The organism is Enterobacter cloacae (assembly GCF_011078175.1).
Classification (GTDB): Bacteria; Pseudomonadota; Gammaproteobacteria; order Enterobacterales; family Enterobacteriaceae; genus Enterobacter; species Enterobacter cloacae_Q.
Window position 1 is genome coordinate 248,058 of record NZ_JAALCJ010000005.1, and the last position, 15,445, is coordinate 263,502.

Here is a 15,445-nt window from a genome sequence, read left to right on the forward strand (position 1 = left end):
ACGGTTTTATATACCGTTTGGTGATTTAGAAGCAGAAAAGGGAATAAGGGGTGCGGCCTGATGCCCTCACCCCGCCCCTCTCCCACGGGGAGAGGGAGAAAAACCATTACAGCGCCAGCAGGCGCTCAACGGATGGCGCAAAGTAGTAGCCGCCGGTCACCGGGCGGGTGAAGCGCAGCATGGCGTCGCGCTTGCCGTCAGTATCACCAAACATGCTCAGCAGCTGCTGTTCGATGTTGTAGAGGCGCGCGCAGTAGGCGCAGAAGTACAGGCCGTGTGTACCGCTCGCGGTGCCGTACGGCAGGCTCTGGCGAACAATCTTCAGCCCCTTACCGTCTTCTTTAAGGTCAACGCGGGTCAGGTGGGAAGTGGCCGGACGCGCATCGCCGTCAATCTCTTCATTGGCGTCTTTAGTGCGGCCAATCATCATCTCCTGGTCATGCACGCTCATGCGGTTAAGCTGCCTGAGGTTATGCTCCCAGCGCTGGACGAACACGTAGCTGCCGCCCGCGTCCACGCCATCCTTGATTACAGCCACCTCGCGACGCGTCTCTTCCCCGGCCGGGTTTTCGGTGCCGTCGACGAAGCCGCTCAAATCGCGCTCTTCCACCCAGCGGAAACCGTGGATCTCTTCCTGCACGTCGATGCTGTCACCAAAGGCCTCAATCGCTGCCTGAGCGACGGAAAAGTTCACGTCATGGCGCAGGGAGAGGATGTGGATCAGGACGTCATACTGCGTGGCGGGCGCAAGACCTTTGCCATAAGGGATAAAGTCTTTCAGCTCTTCTGCGCCTTCGCCGCCGCTCAGCTGGCGCCAGACGGTGTGACCAAAGGCAACCACCGCGCCCAGATGGGCTTCCGGGAATTTGGCCTGGAAGGTGGCCAGTTTATCAACGAAAACTTTGCTGGCCGCGCGCAGGACATCCACGTCCCCTTTGACGTTGGCTTCAATCCAAATAGCCGCGCGGCAATGTTCTGGCAAAATGCCACTCTGAACCTGAGACATCGCTCCTCCTGAAAAAAAGATGCCACGACAGCGTGGCATTGATGGCGGCTATTATACCTGGATTTCAGCGAGGCGGCTTGCTCAGGCGCAAATTACTGCTTCCAGATAATTTTGCTCACTTTCCACTTTTTCAGGGTGTCGTCAGACGGCATTAGCCCTTCCGGACCGTTCCAGGTGCCGCTGAATACATAGCTAATGTGCTGGCTGCCGTCGGCCTTACACTCGACCGCCACGCTGTCATCCGACGGCACGCTGGCGCAGTGGCCAAACGCTTTCTGATAGAGTTCGCCAAACGGCGTACCTACCTTCACGCCACCTGAGGTCGGGATCTCTTCATCCATCACCGCAATGCGGTTGACCGTACCTTTATCGCCGTTGATGACCATCGCCACCTTGTCGTCTTTCAACGCTTCGAAATAGCGCACGATATTGCCGTTCTCGGTTTTCATGCCGCTGCGCAGGCGATAATCACTGCCGATGGCATCCTGAATGGCATCCTGATCCAGCGCCGTCGAGGCGGTGATTTTGCCCACCCCCTGCTCGGTCACTTCCATTGAGGAGCCAAACCAGTTCCACGGATAGGCCGCAGACCAGTTGATGGATGAGAGCGTGGAACAGCCGGTTAACGCCAGCGGGAGAGCGCATAAAAGTAAACGCAGCGATTTCATTGAGACGTCCTTACGTAGTAAATCAACGCTTGTTGGAGTGTGGTATCGGCAAAAAGTGCCGTTTTAATCTGACTCTTGCGTAAAACAGGCGCGTAAACGGGGATTCGTGACCAGCCACAGCAGCGCGACAATATCCGCCACCACCAGCGCAATCCCGATACCGGAAAGCGGCTCGCCGTACAGCCAGAGCACGGGTTGCCAGACCAGGATCACAACCTGCGCCAGGATCAACATCCAGCGAAGCGCGCGCCAGAAACGCCGGAGAGCCTGACGCCGACCGCTGCACAGAAATGCCAGCACCGCCGGCACACCGGGCAGCAACCCCAGCCAGAACGCATCGTGGTCGGGATAAAAGAGATTCAGTAACGTTTCGCCCTGCCCGCGCGACGCGCCAGCCATCACGAACAGCACCCAGGTGCGGGCCTGCAACAACAGAACGCACCAGAATAAAAAAGGCAGACGCAGACGACCGTGAACATCGTAGTCGCCAGGGTGGAATTCAGTACTCTTCATCTTCGATCAGGCGCTTACCCAGCGTCAGGACATCCGCATGCTCGTAGCCCAGACGTTCATACATGCCCAGCACCACGTCGTTATCTTCCCGGACCATAATCTGGATTTTCGGGCAGCCACGGGCGATCAGTTTCTTTTCCAGACGGTTAAGCAGCGCGTTAGCGATGCCACGCGCGCGGTATTCCGGGTGCACGCCCAGATAGTAAGCCGATCCGCGGTGGCCGTCGTACCCGCCCATCACCGTCCCGACCACTTCGCCGTTGACCTCTGCGACCAGAAACAGACTGACGTCGTGATTCACCTTTCGCTCAATATCCATTTCCGGATCGTTCCACGGACGCAGCAGATCGCAGCGCTCCCAAAGGGTGATCACCTCTTCGAAATCTTCCTGGCGAAAAACGCGTATCTCCATGGTATTAACCGCCTTTTCGGGTTTAAAAACAGTGATTATGGCGTGAACAGGGCATTTAGCCAATAACCGGGGAAAAACTCGCCAAAATTTGGCATAATGTCACTTTGTCACGTATTGAAATGAAAAGTAAAACAATTCTCAATAAGGAATGTCGTCACGCAAACCGCGATACGATATAACACCAGGACCCCATTTTTTTACAATTCAGGCCGCATGAGCACATTCAAACCATTAAAAGCACTCACATCGCGTCGTCAGGTTCTCAAAGCGGGGCTGGCGGCCTTAACGTTAACGGGCATCGCAAAGCAGGCTCAGGCAAAAGAAGAGAGCACGCTTAAAACCAGTAACGGACACAGCAAGCCGAAAACCAAAAAAGCGGGCGCAAAGCGTCTGGTCATGCTCGATCCGGGCCACGGCGGGATCGACACGGGCGCCATTGGGCGAAACGGTTCGAAAGAAAAACACGTCGTGCTGGCAATTGCAAAAAATGTGCGATCGATTTTACGCAGCAACGGTATTGACGCCCGCCTGACGCGAACAGGCGACACGTTTATTCCGCTGTACGATCGCGTGGAGATTGCCCATAAGCACGGCGCTGACCTGTTTATGTCCATTCACGCGGATGGCTTCACAAACCCTTCCGCCGCAGGCGCTTCGGTGTTCGCGCTCTCCAACCGAGGCGCCAGTAGCGCCATGGCGAAATACCTCTCCGATCGTGAAAACCGGGCGGATGAGGTGGCAGGGAAAAAAGCCACCGATAAGGATCATCTCTTGCAGCAGGTTCTGTTTGATCTCGTTCAGACCGATACCATCAAAAACAGCCTGACGCTCGGCTCGCATATCCTCAAACGGATCAAGCCCGTGCACCGTCTGCACAGTAAAAGCACCGAGCAGGCCGCGTTTGTGGTGCTTAAGTCCCCGTCCATTCCTTCCGTGCTGGTAGAAACCTCGTTCATTACCAACCCGGAAGAAGAGCGACTGCTCGGCACCACGGCGTTTCGCCAGAAGATCGCCAACGCTATCGCCTCCGGGATCATCAGTTATTTCAACTGGTTCGATAACCAAAAAGCGCACTCCAGGAAACGTTGATGAAACCAAATGCACAACTGGTCAAAACTTTCCTGATGCAGCTACAGGACGCGATTTGCCAGAAACTTTCCGCCGCGGACGGCGGTGAATTCCAGGAAGACGCCTGGCAGCGCGAAGCGGGCGGCGGCGGGCGCAGCCGCGTGCTGCGTAACGGCGGTATTTTTGAACAGGCAGGGGTCAATTTCTCCCACGTCCACGGTGATGCAATGCCGGCCTCCGCCACGGCGCATCGTCCTGAGCTGGCGGGCCGCAGCTTCGAGGCGATGGGCGTCTCGCTGGTAGTGCATCCGCATAACCCGTTTGTGCCAACCAGCCACGCCAACGTGCGCTTTTTCATCGCGGAAAAACCGGGCGCCGAGCCGGTCTGGTGGTTTGGCGGCGGTTTCGACTTAACGCCTTACTATGGCTTCGAAGAGGACGCCGTGCACTGGCACACCACCGCGCGCGACCTCTGCCTGCCGTTTGGCGAAGACGTTTACCCGAAATACAAAAAGTGGTGCGATGATTATTTCTATCTGAAGCACCGCGACGAGCAGCGCGGCATCGGCGGGCTGTTCTTTGACGATCTCAACACGCCGGATTTTGATACCGCGTTCAGCTTTATGCGCGCGGTGGGTGAAGGCTTTACTGACGCCTATCTGCCAATTGTCGAACGGCGTAAAAATACTGATTACGGGGTACGCGAGCGTGAGTTCCAGCTGTACCGCCGCGGGCGCTACGTGGAATTTAACCTGGTGTGGGATCGTGGGACGCTGTTCGGCCTGCAAACCGGCGGACGCACGGAGTCAATCCTGATGTCGATGCCGCCGCTGGTGCGCTGGGAGTACAGCTTTGAACCCAAAGAAGGCAGCCCGGAGGCTGCCTTGCGTGAGTTTATTCAGGTTCGGGACTGGGTGTAACCCCCTCACCCCTGCCCTCTCCCAAAGGGAGAGGGAGTATAAATTCCCTCTCCCTTTGGGAGAGGGTTAGGGTGAGGGTAAAAATTACAGCGGCTGCGTCTGCGCCTCAACCACCGCCAGCGCCACCATGTTGACGATACGACGCACGGAGGCAATCGGCGTTAACACATGTACCGGTTTTGACACCCCCATCAGCACCGGCCCTACGGTCACCCCTTCAGAACTCGACACGCGCAGCAGGTTATAGCTGATACGCGCCGCTTCCACGTTTGGCATAATCAGGACGTTCGCCGAGCCTTTCAGCGGGCTGTCCGGCATACGTTCATTACGAATGCTTTCCACCAGCGCGGCGTCGCCGTGCATCTCACCGTCGATCATCAGCTCTGGCGCACGCTCGCGCACCAGCTCCAGCGTCTGGCGCATTTTGCATGCCGCCGCGGATTTGGATGACCCGAAGTTGGAGTGCGACAGCAGCGCCACTTTCGGCTCGATACCAAAGCGGCGCACGGTTTCCGCCGCCATCACGGTGATTTCCGCCAGTTCGTCCGGGGAGGGATCGTCGTTGACGTAGGTATCAGCGATAAAGGTGTTACCGCTTGGCAGCAGCAGCGCGTTCATTGCGCCGGCAGTATGGACGCCCTCGCGATAGCCGAAGATCTCCTGCACCACGCTGAAATGCTCATGGTACTCGCCGATGGTGCCGCAGATAAGCGCATCCGCCTCACCTCGGTGAACCATGATCGCGCCAATCACCGTGGTATTGCTGATCACCGCCCTCTGCGCCTGCTCCTGGGTGATCCCACGACGCTTCATGATCGAATAGTATTCGTTCCAGTACTCTTTGAAGCGCGGATCGGATTCGTTGTTAACGATCTCAAAGTCCACGCCCGGCTTAATTTGCAGACCCAGCTTCTGAATACGCATCTCGATGACGCTCGGACGACCAATCAGGATCGGTTTCGCCAGCCCTAAGGTGATCAGCTCCTGCGTGGCATGCAGGACGCGCGCCTCTTCCCCTTCCGCCAGCACCACGCGCTTCGCGTCAGCGCGCGCCTGGGAGAAGATAGGCTTCATAAACAGGTTGGTTTTGTAGACAAACTCGGTGAGTTTATCGACATAGGCATCGAAATCTTTAATCGGCCGCGTCGCCACGCCGGAGTCCATCGCCGCTTTGGCCACAGCGGGCGCGATCTTCACGATCAGACGCGGGTCAAACGGTTTAGGGATGATGTAGTCCGGGCCGAAGCTCAGATCCTGATCGCCGTAGGCAGAGGCCACCACTTCGCTCTGCTCGGCGTGCGCCAGCTCTGCAATAGCATGAACGGCGGCGAGCTTCATCTCTTCGTTGATTGCCGTGGCGCCGACGTCCAGCGCACCGCGGAAGATGAACGGGAAGCAGAGCACGTTGTTCACCTGGTTAGGGTAGTCGGAGCGCCCCGTGCAGATGATTGCATCCTCACGCACCGCTTTCGCCAGCGGCGGCAGAATTTCCGGTTCCGGGTTCGCCAGTGCCAGAATCATTGGCGCGCGCGCCATCTTCTGGACCATTTCCTGGGTCAGCACTTTCGGGCCTGAGCAGCCGAGGAAAATGTCAGCACCGTCAATGACCTCTTCAAGCGTGCGTTTACCGTCGTCTTCCACCGCGTACGCCGCTTTGGTTTCCGCCATATTTGGCTCACGATCTTTATAGATCACACCCTTGGAATCGCAGACCACAATGTTGTGTTTCTGCATCCCCAGCGCCACCAGCAGGTTCATACAGGCGATCGCCGCCGCCCCTGCGCCGGACACCACCATGCGCACGTCGGAGAGGTTTTTCTCCACCACACGCAGGCCGTTGAGAATGGCAGCGGTACTGATAATCGCCGTGCCGTGCTGGTCGTCATGGAACACGGGAATGTTCATACGCTCGCGCAGCTTCTGCTCGATATAGAAACATTCCGGCGCTTTGATGTCTTCCAGGTTGATGCCGCCGAAGGTCGGCTCCAGCGCCGCCACCACGTTAATGAATTTATCCGGATCCAGTTCGTCCACTTCGATATCAAATACGTCGATACCGGCAAATTTCTTAAACAGAACGCCCTTCCCTTCCATTACCGGCTTACCGGCCAGCGCGCCAATGTTCCCTAACCCCAGCACCGCCGTACCGTTAGAAATCACGGCCACCAGGTTGCCACGGGCGGTATATTTGTACGCTGCCAGCGGATCTTTTTCGATTTCAAGGCACGGAGCGGCTACGCCCGGCGAGTAGGCCAGCGCCAGATCGCGCTGGGTCGCCAGCGGTTTAGTCGGGGATACCTGGATTTTACCCGGAACAGGAAACTCGTGAAAATCGAGAGCGCTTTGTTTTAACTGATCATCCATCTTGTTATTCCTTTCACGTTTCGGTCAAAAAGGGTGATGTTGACGGTCCTATGCACACCCTGGTGTGCCGCATAGTATCGCCGCAGGCAGGCTCTTAAACTTTGAAGGCTGCCAAACTCTCACCATTGCAGCATAAAAATTGTTATCAATTTATAACAACCATGTTACCCGTCTCAGGGAGCAATGCCTCCCCCGTCTGCTATGCTTTTTTGTTAAGTCCATCATGATTTTCTCAGAAGTGTGACCTAACGCACTCGACTAACTCTTTTATTTCCAAGGAGTAATTATGAACCAGCTAGACGGCATCAAACAATTTACCACCGTGGTTGCAGACAGCGGCGACATTGAGTCAATTCGTCACTACCAGCCGGAAGACGCGACCACCAACCCCTCGCTGCTGCTCAAGGCAGCCGGTCTTGCGCACTTTAGTCATCTCATTGATGACGCCCTTGCCTACGGCAAACAGCGCGGGAAAACGCAGGAGCAGCAGGTCGCCGAAGCCAGCGACAAGCTGGCGGTCAATATCGGTGCGGAAATTCTTAAAAGCATACCGGGACGCGTCTCCACCGAAGTGGATGCCCGTCTCTCATTCGACCAGGAAAAGAGCATTAACAAGGCTCGCCGCCTGGTGGAACTCTACCAGGAGCAGGGGATCGATAAATCACGCATCCTGATCAAGCTCGCGTCCACATGGGAAGGCATCCGCGCGGCGGAAGTGCTGGAGAAAGAGGGGATCCACTGCAACCTGACGCTGCTGTTCTCCTTCGCTCAGGCGCGCGCCTGCGCCGAAGCGGGCGTATTCCTGATTTCACCCTTTGTCGGGCGTATCTACGACTGGTATCAGGCAAAACAGCCGATGGATCCGTATGTGGTGGACGAAGATCCCGGCGTGAAATCGGTGCGTAATATCTACGATTATTACAAGCAGCACCGCTACCAGACCATCGTGATGGGGGCCAGCTTCCGCCGCACCGAGCAGATCCTGGCGCTCGCGGGCTGCGACCGTCTGACCATTTCCCCCGACCTGCTGAAAAAGCTTCAGGAGAGTGAAGAGACGGTGATCCGCAAGCTGGTGCCGACCTCTACCGTTCTGCCAAAACCAAAACCCATGACCGAAGCGGAATTCCGCTGGGAGCACAATCAGGATCCAATGGCCGTAGAAAAACTGGCGGACGGCATCCGCCAGTTCGCCGTCGACCAGCGCAAACTCGAAGATCTTCTCGCCGCCAAACTTTAACCTTGCCACGGAGTGAACTATGTCCCGTAAAGAGCTCGCTAACGCCATTCGCGCCCTCAGCATGGATGCCGTACAAAAAGCCAATTCAGGCCACCCTGGCGCCCCCATGGGTATGGCTGATATTGCCGAAGTGCTGTGGAACGACTTCCTGAAGCACAACCCGACCGATCCGACCTGGTACGACCGCGACCGTTTTATTCTTTCCAACGGGCACGCCTCGATGCTGCTCTACAGCCTGCTGCACCTCTCTGGCTACGATCTGCCGCTTGAGGAGTTAAAAAACTTCCGCCAGCTGCACTCCAAAACGCCGGGCCACCCGGAGATCGGCTATACGCCGGGCGTTGAAACCACCACCGGCCCACTGGGCCAGGGGCTGGCGAATGCCGTCGGCCTGGCCATTGCCGAGCGTACGCTGGGCGCGCAGTTCAACCAACCCGACCACGAGATTGTCGATCACTACACCTATGTCTTTATGGGTGACGGCTGCCTGATGGAGGGGATCTCCCACGAGGTCTGTTCTCTGGCGGGCACCCTGGGGCTGGGCAAGCTGATTGGCTTCTACGATCACAACGGCATCTCCATTGACGGGGAAACCGAGGGCTGGTTTACCGACGACACGGCGAAACGCTTTGAAGCCTATCACTGGCACGTGGTACACGAGATTGACGGTCACGATCCTGAGGCGGTGAAAAAAGCAATTGAGGAAGCGCAGAGCGTGAAGGACAAACCGTCCTTAATCATCTGCCGCACCACCATCGGCTTCGGCTCGCCGAACAAAGCGGGCAAAGAAGAGGCGCACGGCGCGGCGCTGGGTGAAGAGGAAGTGGCGCTGACCCGCCAGAAACTGGGCTGGAAACACCCGGCCTTTGAGATCCCAAAAGAGATCTACAGGGCCTGGGATGCTCGCGAAGCCGGTGAAAAAGCGCAGCAGGCCTGGAACGAGAAGTTTGCCGCCTACAAAAAAGCGTACCCGGAGCTGGCGGCCGAGTTTACCCGCCGCATGAGCGGCGGCCTGCCGGAAGACTGGGAAGAGAAAACCCAGGCGCTGATTGAAAACCTGCAATCCAACCCGGCGAAAATTGCCACCCGTAAGGCGTCACAAAACACCCTGAACGCGATCGGCCCTGTCCTGCCCGAACTGCTGGGCGGCTCGGCGGATCTGGCGCCAAGTAACCTCACCATCTGGTCCGGCTCTAAATCCCTGAAGGAGGACATCGCGGGGAACTACATCCACTACGGCGTGCGCGAGTTCGGGATGACCGCCATTGCTAACGGCATTGCCCATCACGGTGGCTTCGTGCCGTACACCGCCACCTTCCTGATGTTTGTCGAATATGCCCGTAACGCGGCGCGTATGGCAGCCCTGATGAAGGCACGGCAAATCATGGTATATACCCACGACTCTATCGGGCTGGGTGAAGATGGGCCGACGCACCAGGCGGTAGAGCAGCTGGCGAGCCTGCGCTTAACGCCAAACTTCAGCACCTGGCGTCCGTGCGATCAGGTTGAAGCGGCAGTGGGCTGGAAGCTGGCCGTAGAGCGTCATAACGGCCCCACGGCGCTGATCCTGTCGCGCCAGAACCTGGCGCAGATCGAACGCACGCCGGAGCAGGTGAAAAATATTGCCCGCGGCGGATACATTCTGAAAGACAGCGGCGGCAAGCCGGACGTGATCCTGATTGCCACCGGTTCCGAGGTGGAAATCACGGTAAAAGCGGCGGAGAAACTGACCGCCGAGGGTCATGCGGTGCGCGTGGTTTCTCTGCCTTCAACGGATATCTTTGATGCCCAGGATGAGGCATACCGCGAATCGGTGCTGCCTTCAAACGTCGCGGCGCGCGTGGCGGTTGAAGCTGGCATTGCCGACTACTGGTACAAATATGTGGGTCTGAAAGGGGCAATTGTCGGGATGCATGGTTACGGTGAATCCGCCCCGGCTGACAAGCTGTTCCCATATTTCGGCTTTACCGTTGAGAACGTAGTGGAGAAGGCGCTTAGCGTGCTGTAGTGCTTTTGCCGGGAGGCGCTGTCGCTTACCCGGCCTGCGGTTCGAGGCTTTGTAGGCCGGGTAAGGCGTAGCCGCCACCCGGCTTTTTCACACCACTCTTACCCCTGCCGCCATCACCCGCTCCGGCGTTAATAACACACTTTCTTGGGCGTCATCGGTTTCCGCGCAGAGCAACATGCATTCAGACGTTTCACCGCGCATTTTAGCCTTTGCCAGGTTACACAACACCACCACCGTTTTGCCCATCAGCTCCTCTTCCCGGTAATACGGCACCAGGCTGGTAACGGTTTGCAGAATTCTGCCTCCCACCTCTATCTGCGCAATATAGAGCTTGTCCGCATTGGCGTGACGTTTAACGTCCACAATCTTTCCCACGCGGATCTCGAGCTTTGCAAAATCATCGTACGCTACCGTTTCCACTTTTTGCCTCCTTGGTAAAATTTTACTAAATACTAGCACGGTAAGTGGCGAGGGCAACAGGGATGTTATTTACTAAAAATTAATGCATGTCCGAACGCATCCTTTACAATAAGCTATCTCGTGGGGAATAAGGACAAACATGGCAACGCTGAAAGACATCGCGACGGAAGCTGGCGTCTCGCTGGCAACGGTATCCCGGGTTTTAAACGATGACCCGACGCTGAATGTGAAAGAAGAGACGAAACACCGCATTCTGGAGATTGCCGAGAAGCTGGAATACAAAAGCACGACCTCCCGTAAAATGCAGTCTGTCGCTGCCGGTCAGCAACATATTCTGGCGCTCTACAGCTACCAGCAGGAACTGGAGATCAACGACCCTTACTATCTTGCCATTCGCCACGGCATTGAGACGCAGTGCGAAAAACTGGGTGTCGAACTGAATAACTGCTACGCCAACGCCACCCTGCCGGAGCTGAAAAAGCTCACCGGGGTGTTGATTGTAGGCAAACCCTCCCCTGCGCTTCGACGTGCGGCAATGTCGTTGACCGACAACGTCTGTTTTATCGACTTTCACGAACCGGGCAGCGAGTACGATTCTGTCGATATTGACCTTTCGCGCATCAGCAAGCAGATCGTGGATTTCTTTATTGCTCAGGGAGTTAAGCGGATTGGCTTTATCGGCGGCGAAGATGAGCCAGGCAAGGCGGATATTCGGGAAGCCGCCTTCGTGGAGTACGGGCTCCTGAAAGGGGTGGTGTCGGAACAGGACATCTGGCGCGGCGGTTTTTCCAGCTCGTCCGGTTATGAACTGGCAAAAACCATGCTGGCACAACAGTGCTGGCCTTCCGCCTTGTTCGTGGCCTCTGATTCCATCGCCATCGGGGTGTTACGCGCCATCCACGAAAAAGGGCTGGCGATCCCGGAAGATATTTCACTGATCAGCGTGAACGACATTCCAACCGCCCGCTTTACCTTCCCGCCTCTTTCCACCGTGCGCATCCACTCTGAAATGATGGGCAGCCAGGGCGTTAATCTGCTGCTGGAAAAGGCCCGCGATGGCCGCGCGCTACCGCTTCAGGTCTTCGTCCCGAGCGTACTGAAGCTGCGCGGCACCACCCGCTGAATTCCACCTGTTAACTCTCCCGCCGGGCACGCCCGGCTTTTTTAATTTCGTGATCGAGTTAAAGCAAATCGGTTTTACTGATTTTATTTAGTAAAATATTTACTAAAATCTCCAGCAATGATGTTTTACCCCTACAGGGAGATCACATGAATCGCTGGGAAAATATTCAACTCACGCATGAAAACCGGCTCCCGCCGCGTGCGTACTTCTTCTCTTATGACACCGTATCCCGGGCGCGCACATTTGCGCGTGAAGCCAGCAGCCACTTTCTGTCGCTAAGCGGAAAGTGGAACTTTCGCTTCTTCACGAACCCGCTGCTTGTCCCGGAAAACTTTACCTCAGAATACATGGCCGACTGGGGCGATATTACCGTGCCGGGCATGTGGCAGATGGAAGGTCACGGTCAGTTGCAGTACACCGACGAAGGCTTTCCTTTCCCGGTGGACGTACCATGGGTGCCGTCAGACAACCCGACCGGGGCATACCAGCGCTGGTTTACGCTTTCTGACAGCTGGCAAGATAAACAGACCCTTATCAAGTTTGACGGCGTCGAAACCTATTTCGAAGTCTACGTGAATGGCCGCTATATAGGCTTTAGCAAAGGCAGCCGACTGTCTGCCGAGTTTGATATCAGCGATGCGGTACACAGCGGGCAAAACCTGCTGTGCGTGCGGGTTATGCAGTGGGCAGATTCCACCTACATTGAGGATCAGGACATGTGGTGGACGGCGGGGATATTCCGCGACGTCTACCTGCTGGGAAAATCACTCACGCATGTCCGCGATTTCACGGTTAAAACCACCTTCGACGAGGCATACCGGGACGCCACCCTCTTCTGTCAGCTTGAGCTGGAAAATCTTGCTGCACGCCCTGGCTGTGTGCAACTGGATTATACCCTGTACGACGGCGAGACAGTGCTGCACCAGGGAACAACCGACAACCTGACCGTCAGCGAGCGTGCGGAAACCGCCTTCAGCATTGAGGTGAGGCAACCCCGCCAGTGGTCCGCTGAATCGCCGGATCTTTATCATCTGGTCATGACTTTAAAAGATAACCATGGCCAGACGCTGGAAATCATCCCGCAGCGCATCGGGTTTCGGGATATCAAGGTGAAAGACGGCCTGTTCTACGTTAACAACCGTTATCTGAAGCTGCACGGCGTCAACCGTCATGACAACGATCATCTGAGGGGCCGCGCGGTGGGGATGGATCGCGTGGAGCGCGACCTGATCCTGATGAAGCAGCACAATATCAACTCGGTACGTACCGCCCACTACCCGAACGACCCGCGCTTTTACGAACTTTGCGACCTGTACGGCCTGTTTGTGATGGCTGAAACGGATGTGGAATCTCACGGCTTCGCCAACGTCGGCGACCTGAGCCGCATTACGGACGATCCGGTGTGGGAGCCGGTCTACGTTGAGCGTATCGAACGCCATATTCACGCGCAGAAAAATCATCCGTCGATCATCATCTGGTCGCTCGGAAACGAGTCCGGCTACGGCTGTAACATCCGCGCGATGGCCCGTGCGGCAAAAGCGCTGGATGATACTCGCCTGCTTCACTACGAAGAAGATCGCGACGCCGAGGTGGTGGATATTATCTCCACCATGTATACCCGCGTACCGCTGATGAATCTGTTTGGCGAGTACCCGCACGCCAAACCGCGCATTATCTGCGAATACGCCCATGCGATGGGCAACGGTCCCGGCGGGTTGACCGAGTATCAGAACGTGTTCGATCGCCACGACTGCATTCAGGGACATTATGTCTGGGAGTGGTGCGACCACGGTATTCAGAAAACAGACGCCAGCGGCAACATCTGGTACGCCTATGGCGGCGACTTCGGTGATTACCCCAATAATTACAACTTCTGCCTCGACGGGCTGATCTACGCCGATCAAACCCCCGGGCCAGGTTTGCGTGAGTACAAGCAGGCGATCGCCCCGGTCAAACTGCGCTGGCAAAACGGTGAGCTGAACGTTGATAACCGCTTATGGTTCACCAGCCTGGACGATTACACCCTGCTCACGGAGGTGCGTGCGGAAGGCGAAACGCTGCACTGCGCGCCACTGAACATCACCGGGTTGGCCCCCAACAGTTCCCGCTGCGTCAGCCTGCACGTGCCGGAACTGGACGAGCGCGAAGCGTTCCTGACTGTACGTATTATCAAAAACAGTCCCACGCGCTACAGCGAGGTCGGGCACGAGATCGCGGTGTATCAGTTCCCGTTAAAAGGCCGCACGGCACGCCCGACACCGTTTATCAACACCAGTGCCACTCCGCTGCGTCTGGAGGAAGATCGCCTGAGCTGCACCGTGACCGGGCATAACTTCCGCGCGAGCTTCTCTAAAGTATCGGGAAAACTCAGCGCCTGGCAGGTGAACGGTGAGGAATACCTTACCCGTGAGCCGAAGATTAACTTCTTCAAGCCCATGATTGATAACCATAAGCAGGAGTATGAAGGGCTGTGGCAGCCGTATCATTTCCAGATCATGCAGGAACACCTGCGCGGTTTCGAGGTTGAGCAGCATGACGATGCGGTCATCGTCACCACCCGTACCCTGATTGCCCCGCCAGTGTTTGATTTTGGCATGCGCTGTACCTATCGCTGGCGCATCGCCGCCGACGGGCAAATCAACGTTGAGCTATCTGGTGAGCGCTACGGCGAATACCCGCACATCATTCCGTGCATCGGCTTTACGCTTGGCATCAACGGCGGGTTCGATCAGGTGAGCTACTACGGGCGAGGGCCGGGTGAAAACTATCCGGACAGCCAGCAGGCCAGCACCATCGACCTGTGGCACACCACGGTTGATAAGATGTTTGAAAATTATCCGTTCCCGCAAAACAACGGCAACCGTCAGCAGGTGCGCTGGGCCTCCCTCGCGGATCGGCATGGCAGCGGCGTGCTGGTCGTACCGCAACAGCCTCTCCACTTCAGCGCCTGGCACTACACGGCTGAGAACATTCACGCCGCACAGCACTGCAACGAACTGCGCCGCTGCGATGACATCACGCTTAATCTTGACCAGCAGGTGCTGGGCTTAGGCTCCAATTCCTGGGGAAGCGAGGTACTTGAGAGCTGGCGCGTCTGGTTCAGGCCGTTCCGCTACGGCTTCACACTGCTCCCGCTCAATGGCGGCCGCATCGCCTCGATGGCGCTGGCACGCCAGCAATTCGGCACCGGTTTCTTCTCCATAGATTTGCACAGCGAGGCAGACAAATGATCGTTCTTGAGAGCCTGGAACAGTTTAAACAGCATTACCGCACGGGTCGCAAATGGCAGCGCTGCTCCGAAGCCATTAACAATATCGATAATATCTTGCCCGGCGTAGCCCATTCGATTGGCGATTCGCTGGCCTACCGTGTGACCAATGATGCCAGCACCGACGCGCTGTTTGTCGGGCATCGCCGCTATTTCGAGGTGCATTACTACCTTCAGGGCGCGCAAAAAATTGAATATGCCGCCAAAGATGCGCTTCAGACAGTGGAGTGCTACCGCGATGAGACCGACCGAGAATACCTGAAAGGCGTGGGTACCACCGAACAGGTGCGCGAGGGGCAGATCGTAATTTGTGAGAACCATGAGGCGTATCGCTTTATCAGCGAGGAGCCGGTCAAAAAAGTCATTCTCAATGTGACCATCGAAGACGGTTATTTCCATAACAAATAAAAAAACGAGCGGTGCCAATGAAGCACCGCT

The 15,445-nt window shown here is 56.6% G+C and carries 13 protein-coding genes; 7 read left to right on the forward strand and 6 right to left on the reverse strand.

What is annotated here, in order from left to right; all coding sequences use genetic code 11:
• Window positions 1-106: 106 nt before the first annotated feature.
• From G6Q29_RS13165 to G6Q29_RS13180, 4 genes are all read right to left on the reverse strand, one after another.
• Complete coding sequence (locus tag G6Q29_RS13165) at window positions 107-1,006, reverse strand: Dyp-type peroxidase (RefSeq protein ID WP_165465945.1); 900 nt, start codon at window positions 1,004-1,006, stop codon at window positions 107-109.
• Between the two features lie 92 nt (window positions 1,007-1,098).
• On the reverse strand, window positions 1,099-1,674 hold the full coding sequence (locus G6Q29_RS13170) for an RpoE-regulated lipoprotein (protein WP_155024725.1): 576 nt from the start codon (window positions 1,672-1,674) through the stop codon (window positions 1,099-1,101).
• Window positions 1,675-1,737: 63 nt separating this feature from the next.
• Complete coding sequence (locus G6Q29_RS13175) at window positions 1,738-2,187, reverse strand: DUF2919 domain-containing protein (RefSeq protein WP_165465946.1); 450 nt, start codon at window positions 2,185-2,187, stop codon at window positions 1,738-1,740.
• Window positions 2,174-2,599: a GNAT family acetyltransferase gene (locus tag G6Q29_RS13180; protein WP_003861292.1), complete on the reverse strand. Its 426-nt coding sequence runs from the start codon at window positions 2,597-2,599 to the stop codon at window positions 2,174-2,176. Before G6Q29_RS13180 ends, G6Q29_RS13175 begins: the two co-directional genes overlap by 14 nt.
• A gap of 213 nt (window positions 2,600-2,812) precedes the next feature.
• Between G6Q29_RS13180 and amiA the strand changes: the two genes are divergently transcribed.
• Together amiA and hemF are read left to right on the forward strand one after the other, a co-directional pair.
• Window positions 2,813-3,688 carry an N-acetylmuramoyl-L-alanine amidase AmiA gene (gene amiA / locus G6Q29_RS13185; protein ID WP_165465947.1) on the forward strand — a complete coding sequence of 292 codons (876 nt, stop codon included), beginning with the start codon at window positions 2,813-2,815 and terminating at the stop codon, window positions 3,686-3,688.
• Window positions 3,688-4,587: an oxygen-dependent coproporphyrinogen oxidase gene (gene hemF / locus G6Q29_RS13190; protein ID WP_165465948.1), complete on the forward strand. Its 900-nt coding sequence runs from the start codon at window positions 3,688-3,690 to the stop codon at window positions 4,585-4,587. The genes amiA and hemF overlap by 1 nt, the downstream gene beginning before the upstream one ends.
• Window positions 4,588-4,671: 84 nt before the next feature.
• On the opposite strand, the gene maeB is transcribed toward hemF, so the two are convergent.
• Window positions 4,672-6,951: an NADP-dependent oxaloacetate-decarboxylating malate dehydrogenase gene (gene maeB, locus G6Q29_RS13195; protein WP_165465949.1), complete on the reverse strand. Its 2,280-nt coding sequence runs from the start codon at window positions 6,949-6,951 to the stop codon at window positions 4,672-4,674.
• A gap of 286 nt (window positions 6,952-7,237) precedes the next feature.
• On the opposite strand from maeB, the gene tal reads away from it, so the two are divergent.
• Both tal and tkt read left to right on the forward strand, forming a co-directional pair.
• The gene (gene tal, locus G6Q29_RS13200; RefSeq protein ID WP_165465950.1) at window positions 7,238-8,188 is read left to right on the forward strand and encodes a transaldolase; all 951 of its coding nucleotides are present in this window, start codon (window positions 7,238-7,240) and stop codon (window positions 8,186-8,188) included.
• 19 nt (window positions 8,189-8,207) lie between these two features.
• Window positions 8,208-10,196: a transketolase gene (tkt, locus tag G6Q29_RS13205; RefSeq protein WP_165465951.1), complete on the forward strand. Its 1,989-nt coding sequence runs from the start codon at window positions 8,208-8,210 to the stop codon at window positions 10,194-10,196.
• An 87-nt stretch (window positions 10,197-10,283) separates the two neighbouring features.
• Here the strand turns inward: tkt and G6Q29_RS13210 are convergent, their stop codons facing one another.
• The gene (locus G6Q29_RS13210) at window positions 10,284-10,616 is read right to left on the reverse strand and encodes a tRNA-binding protein (protein ID WP_165465952.1); all 333 of its coding nucleotides are present in this window, start codon (window positions 10,614-10,616) and stop codon (window positions 10,284-10,286) included.
• A gap of 139 nt (window positions 10,617-10,755) precedes the next feature.
• Here G6Q29_RS13210 and ebgR point away from each other — a divergent pair, with 139 nt between their 5' ends.
• The 3 genes from ebgR (at window position 10,756) to G6Q29_RS13225 (ending at window position 15,415) form a co-directional block, all read left to right on the forward strand.
• A complete protein-coding gene (gene ebgR / locus G6Q29_RS13215; protein WP_165465953.1) occupies window positions 10,756-11,739 on the forward strand; it encodes a transcriptional regulator EbgR in 984 nt (327 codons plus the stop codon).
• Between the two features lie 146 nt (window positions 11,740-11,885).
• Window positions 11,886-14,969: a beta-galactosidase subunit alpha gene (gene ebgA / locus G6Q29_RS13220; protein WP_165465954.1), complete on the forward strand. Its 3,084-nt coding sequence runs from the start codon at window positions 11,886-11,888 to the stop codon at window positions 14,967-14,969.
• Window positions 14,966-15,415 carry a beta-galactosidase subunit beta gene (locus tag G6Q29_RS13225; protein ID WP_165465955.1) on the forward strand — a complete coding sequence of 150 codons (450 nt, stop codon included), beginning with the start codon at window positions 14,966-14,968 and terminating at the stop codon, window positions 15,413-15,415. The genes ebgA and G6Q29_RS13225 overlap by 4 nt, the downstream gene beginning before the upstream one ends.
• Window positions 15,416-15,445 lie beyond the last annotated feature (30 nt).

Bases quoted from the DNA above. Each gene is read 5' to 3' on its own strand.
- ebgR (WP_165465953.1), top strand. From the start codon at position 10,756: ATGGCAACGCTGAAAGACATCGCGACGGAAGCTGGCGTCTCGCTGGCA.
- G6Q29_RS13170 (WP_155024725.1), bottom strand. From the start codon at position 1,674: ATGAAATCGCTGCGTTTACTTTTATGCGCTCTCCCGCTGGCGTTAACC.
- G6Q29_RS13175 (WP_165465946.1), bottom strand. From the start codon at position 2,187: ATGAAGAGTACTGAATTCCACCCTGGCGACTACGATGTTCACGGTCGT.
- hemF (WP_165465948.1), top strand. From the start codon at position 3,688: ATGAAACCAAATGCACAACTGGTCAAAACTTTCCTGATGCAGCTACAG.
- tkt (WP_165465951.1), top strand. From the start codon at position 8,208: ATGTCCCGTAAAGAGCTCGCTAACGCCATTCGCGCCCTCAGCATGGAT.
- amiA (WP_165465947.1), top strand. From the start codon at position 2,813: ATGAGCACATTCAAACCATTAAAAGCACTCACATCGCGTCGTCAGGTT.
- G6Q29_RS13180 (WP_003861292.1), bottom strand. From the start codon at position 2,599: ATGGAGATACGCGTTTTTCGCCAGGAAGATTTCGAAGAGGTGATCACC.
- G6Q29_RS13225 (WP_165465955.1), top strand. From the start codon at position 14,966: ATGATCGTTCTTGAGAGCCTGGAACAGTTTAAACAGCATTACCGCACG.
- tal (WP_165465950.1), top strand. From the start codon at position 7,238: ATGAACCAGCTAGACGGCATCAAACAATTTACCACCGTGGTTGCAGAC.
- G6Q29_RS13165 (WP_165465945.1), bottom strand. From the start codon at position 1,006: ATGTCTCAGGTTCAGAGTGGCATTTTGCCAGAACATTGCCGCGCGGCT.
- ebgA (WP_165465954.1), top strand. From the start codon at position 11,886: ATGAATCGCTGGGAAAATATTCAACTCACGCATGAAAACCGGCTCCCG.
- maeB (WP_165465949.1), bottom strand. From the start codon at position 6,951: ATGGATGATCAGTTAAAACAAAGCGCTCTCGATTTTCACGAGTTTCCT.